The following is a 3,745-nucleotide window of genomic DNA, read 5'->3' as shown; positions in this document are numbered from 1 at the left end:
GAGTGCCATCGTGCGCAGCAGGACTGCGTGGGCTCCGACCAGGGTGAGTGACGCAGCGTGGGCGGCGAGGACCTCGACGACAGCACCCAGGCCGGCGTCCGGGCCCAGGCCGTGGATCGCGACGGCACCCTGGTCGACGACTTCGTGATCTCCTCGCGCGGGGCCGCGGGGTTCGTCCGCAACGCACCCTCGCCGGCCGCGACCTCAGCCTTCGCGTTGGCGCGGGAGCTGGTCGACCGGCTCGGCTAGGCGGGCGGCTCCGAGGGGGTGTCGCCCTCGCCGGAGGTGCCCGAGCTCGGCTCCTGGTCCTTCTCGTCGTCAGGCTCGGTGACCGCTTCGGGGGCCTCGACGCCTTGGATGGCCGGGTTCTTGCCGGGCTCCAGGTCGCGGGGCAGCGCTGGCTCGTCGCCCTCCCCATCGCCCGTCGCTCCGGGGGTGGAGTCCGGAAGGGCGTCGACGCCGCCGGGTGCCAGCTGGGGCTCGACCGGCTCGGGGGTGGGCGGCGCGTCGACGGCGCCCTCGGGCGGAGTGGGCTGCTCAGACATGGGCTGCTCCTCGTCGGGTCCGGCGCAGCAACGGCGGCAGACCGGGATCGTTGGGGTCGATCGGACCGGACGGCTCCGGCGTCGGCGTGGGCTGCGGGTTCGGCTGGGTGTCCGGGTCCGGCGGTGCGGGCGGCGCCGTGGTGGCGTGGGGTGAGTGGGCGAGAACGGTCATGGGTACCACGTCCCGAGTTCGGTGATCGGTGGCCGGCGGGCCGGCCCTCACCCCTGCATTCAAGGCAGGTCCGCGCTCGCATTTCAAGCAGTGCCGAGATGCGCGACGGGCGGCCACCGTGTCGGTGACCGCCCGTCTCAGTGGCCGAGGCTCACTTGATGTCGTCGTTCTTCCCATCGAGCTTGTCGAGGGCGTCCTTGGCCTTCTCGGCGACCTTGTCCGCCTTGTCGCCCAGCTTGCCGTTGGTCTTGGTGTTCACGAAGTCGGCTGCCTTGTCGATGCCGCCGGCGATCTTGTCGCCGTGCTTGTCGACGGCGTCGGTCGCCTTCTCCTTGATCTCGGACGACTTGCCCTTGAGGTTGTCCAGAAAGCCCATGTGTGTCCCCACTTCACGATCGAGGTGCGCCGCACGCGTCGCGGCACCGAGATGTTCCGTTTGGAACACTAGCCCCCATGACCGCCTCGCCGACATCCCCTGCGACCCCGGTGGTGGCCGTGGTCGGTGCCACCGCCGCGGGCAAGACGGGACTCTCGCTCGACCTGGCCGAGCGGCTGGACGGCGAGATCGTCAACACCGACGCTATGCAGGTCTACCGGGGGATGGACGTGGGCACCGCCAAGCTGCCGGTGGCCGAGCGGCGCGGCATCGAGCACCACCTGCTGGACCTGATGGAGATCGACGAGCAGGCCTCGGTCGCGGAGTTCCAGGCCCTGGCACGGGCGACCATCGCGGAGGTCCAGGGCCGCGGCCGGGTGCCGATCCTGGTCGGCGGCTCGGCGCTCTACACCCGCGCGGTGCTCGACCGGTTCGCGTTCCCGGGCACCGATCCCGCGGTGCGGATGCGCTTCGAGGCGCGGCTCCTCGAGGTCGGCGCCGCTGCCCTCCACCGTGAGCTGGCCGAGGTCGATCCTCTTGCTGCACAGCAGATCCTGCCCAGCAACGGGCGCCGGATCGTGCGGGCCCTGGAGGTCGTGGAGCTCACCGGGCGGCCGTTCTCGGCGACCCTCCCGCAGCTCGAGTACGAGGTCGCGGGGGCGGTCCAGATCGGGGTGCGGATCGACCGGCCGAGCCTGGACGCGCGGATCGAGCAGCGGGTGGACCTGATGTTCGAGGCCGGGTTCGTTGCCGAGGTGCAGGGCCTGCTGGCGCGCGGCCTGGCCGACACCCCGACGGCGTCACGCGCCATCGGCTACCCCGAGGTGATCGCCCATCTGCGTGGCGAGCTCACCGAACCCCAGGCGCGGGAGCGGACCGTGATCGCGACCCGCCGCTTCGCCCGCCGTCAGGACCAGTGGTTCGGCAAGGACCCGCGGATCACCTGGTTCGACTGGGACGCCCCCGACCTCGTCGAGGCCGCCGTCGCCCGGATCACCTGACGCCGACGTCAACTTTGGAGATAGTCCCTGACGTTTTCGTGGTTCTCCGGCCCCGAAAACCACGAAAACGTCAGGGACTATCCGGGACGTCGGGGCGGGAGAGCACGAACGGTCATGTTCCTGGGGGAGGTCAGCGGGCAGACTTCACGGCATGCGACGAGACCGCCTGCGTGAGCTGCTGGACGCCGCGCTCGGCGCGGAGAACACGAGCGTCGAGGCGATGGCACGTGACGTCTTCGCCTCGCCCTTCCACTTCAGCCGGCAGGTCAGCGATGCGGCGGGGGAGGGGCCGGCCGCGTTGCGCCGCCGGGTCCTGCTCGAGCGCGCCGCCTGGCGACTCGGCCAGGGGACCCCGGTCGCCGACGTCGCCACCGAGGCGGGCTACGAGTCCGCGGAGGGGTTCTCCCGGGCGTACGCCCGCGCCTGGGGCTACCCGCCGTCGGCCACCGTGGCGGGGACGCGGACCTGGTTGGACGCGCCCAACGGCATCCACTTCCATCCGCCCACGAACCTGTGGGTGAGCCGGCAACGCCAGGAGCGAGCAGGCATGCAGCTGACCGCACATCTGATCCACCACGACCTCGCCGACACCCGCTCACTGATCCTCGCGGCGGCGGCACTCGACCCCGCGCAGCGTGACGCCGTCGCGCTGCCGGGATTGCAGGTGCTGGCCTTCAACGGTCCGGAGGAGTCGCTGGCCGCCGTGCTCGGCAATCTCGTGCACGGCAAGGAGGTCTGGCTCGCGGCGCTCGCCGGGGAGCGGCTGCCGCAGGCCCCACCGAACGACGTCCCCGATCTGCTGGAGCGGCATGACCGCGCGGCGGCGGCCTGGGTGGCGGAGCTGCAGGGGATCGACGAGCGGGACGCCTGGGGCGACCAGTTCGTGGACGCGCTCTGTGAGCCACCGCAGAGCTTCGTGCTGAGCAGCGTGGTGGCGCATGTGCTCACCTATGCGGCCGGACGACGGCTGCTGGCGCGGCACCTGCTGCGCCTGCACGGGGTCGAGCCGGACGACGGCGACCCGATCATGTGGCTGCGTGAGGGCAGCCGGGACCAGGAGGAACGATGACCCGCACCCGCTACTTCGTGGCCAGCACCTTGGACGGCTTCATCGCCACCGACGACCACTCGTTGGACTGGCTGGTGACCCGCGATCTCGGGCCGGACAAGGGCGGAGACCTGTCGTACGACGCGTTCATCGCGGACATCGGTGCGATCGCGATGGGCGCGGCCACCTACGAGTGGCTGCTGCGGCACCACGGCGACGAGCCGTGGTTCTACAGCCAGCCGTGCTGGGTCTTCACCCACCGCGACCTGCCGCTGCGCGACGGCGCCGACCTGCGGCTGACCCGGGCGCCGGTCCCCGAGGTGCATGCCGAGATGACGGCCGCAGCAGGGGAGAAGGACATCTGGGTGGTCGGCGGCGGCGACCTGGCCGGCCAGTTCCATGACGCCGGCCTGCTCGACGAGGTGCTGATCTCCGTCGCCCCGTTGACGATCGGCTCGGGCCAGCCGTTGCTGCCGCGCCACGTGGAGCTGCGGATCGTCGACTCCCGGGTGGCCGGGGAGTTCGTGACGACGCGCTACGAGGTGGTGCGCCCGAAGTAATCGCGCCTGGCTCCCGGAGGTGAGCGCGTCGAGCTCACCGCCG

At 71.6% G+C, this 3,745-nt stretch carries 7 protein-coding genes; 4 read left to right on the top strand and 3 right to left on the bottom strand.

Annotation, left to right across the window (positions count from 1 at the left end; all coding sequences use genetic code 11):
- Positions 1 to 57: 57 nt before the first annotated feature.
- Positions 58 to 249: a hypothetical protein gene (locus tag ABD151_RS09235; RefSeq protein WP_343993562.1), complete on the top strand. Its 192-nt coding sequence runs from the start codon at positions 58 to 60 to the stop codon at positions 247 to 249.
- Here ABD151_RS09235 and ABD151_RS09230 read toward each other — a convergent pair.
- The 3 genes from ABD151_RS09230 to ABD151_RS09220 all read right to left on the bottom strand — a co-directional run bounded on the left by ABD151_RS09230 (position 246) and on the right by ABD151_RS09220 (position 1,093).
- Positions 246 to 545: a hypothetical protein gene (locus tag ABD151_RS09230; protein ID WP_343993560.1), complete on the bottom strand. Its 300-nt coding sequence runs from the start codon at positions 543 to 545 to the stop codon at positions 246 to 248. The genes ABD151_RS09235 and ABD151_RS09230 overlap by 4 nt on opposite strands.
- Positions 538 to 717, bottom strand: a complete 180-nt coding sequence (locus ABD151_RS09225) for a hypothetical protein (RefSeq protein WP_343993558.1) — start codon at positions 715 to 717, stop codon at positions 538 to 540. The genes ABD151_RS09230 and ABD151_RS09225 overlap by 8 nt, the downstream gene beginning before the upstream one ends.
- A 151-nt stretch (positions 718 to 868) precedes the next feature.
- Complete coding sequence (locus ABD151_RS09220; protein ID WP_343993556.1) at positions 869 to 1,093, bottom strand: antitoxin; 225 nt, start codon at positions 1,091 to 1,093, stop codon at positions 869 to 871.
- Positions 1,094 to 1,170: 77 nt separating this feature from the next.
- On the opposite strand from ABD151_RS09220, the gene miaA reads away from it, so the two are divergent.
- The 3 genes from miaA (at position 1,171) to ABD151_RS09205 (ending at position 3,702) form a co-directional block, all read left to right on the top strand.
- Positions 1,171 to 2,094: a tRNA (adenosine(37)-N6)-dimethylallyltransferase MiaA gene (miaA, locus tag ABD151_RS09215; RefSeq protein ID WP_343993554.1), complete on the top strand. Its 924-nt coding sequence runs from the start codon at positions 1,171 to 1,173 to the stop codon at positions 2,092 to 2,094.
- Between the two features lie 151 nt (positions 2,095 to 2,245).
- Entirely contained in the window at positions 2,246 to 3,163 is a 918-nt protein-coding gene (locus ABD151_RS09210) for a helix-turn-helix domain-containing protein (RefSeq protein WP_343993552.1), read from the top strand.
- Positions 3,160 to 3,702, top strand: a complete 543-nt coding sequence (locus tag ABD151_RS09205; RefSeq protein ID WP_343993550.1) for a dihydrofolate reductase family protein — start codon at positions 3,160 to 3,162, stop codon at positions 3,700 to 3,702. Before ABD151_RS09210 ends, ABD151_RS09205 begins: the two co-directional genes overlap by 4 nt.
- Positions 3,703 to 3,745 lie beyond the last annotated feature (43 nt).

It is taken from the genome of Nocardioides dubius, assembly GCF_039528155.1.
Taxonomy (GTDB): domain Bacteria; phylum Actinomycetota; class Actinomycetes; order Propionibacteriales; family Nocardioidaceae; genus Nocardioides; species Nocardioides dubius.
Note: the sequence above shows the minus strand (reverse complement) of the source record. Positions and strands in the feature narration are given on the sequence as shown.

Bases quoted from the DNA above. Each gene is read 5' to 3' on its own strand.
- ABD151_RS09225 (WP_343993558.1), bottom strand. From the start codon at position 717: ATGACCGTTCTCGCCCACTCACCCCACGCCACCACGGCGCCGCCCGCA.
- ABD151_RS09210 (WP_343993552.1), top strand. From the start codon at position 2,246: ATGCGACGAGACCGCCTGCGTGAGCTGCTGGACGCCGCGCTCGGCGCG.
- ABD151_RS09205 (WP_343993550.1), top strand. From the start codon at position 3,160: ATGACCCGCACCCGCTACTTCGTGGCCAGCACCTTGGACGGCTTCATC.
- miaA (WP_343993554.1), top strand. From the start codon at position 1,171: ATGACCGCCTCGCCGACATCCCCTGCGACCCCGGTGGTGGCCGTGGTC.
- ABD151_RS09230 (WP_343993560.1), bottom strand. From the start codon at position 545: ATGTCTGAGCAGCCCACTCCGCCCGAGGGCGCCGTCGACGCGCCGCCC.
- ABD151_RS09220 (WP_343993556.1), bottom strand. From the start codon at position 1,093: ATGGGCTTTCTGGACAACCTCAAGGGCAAGTCGTCCGAGATCAAGGAG.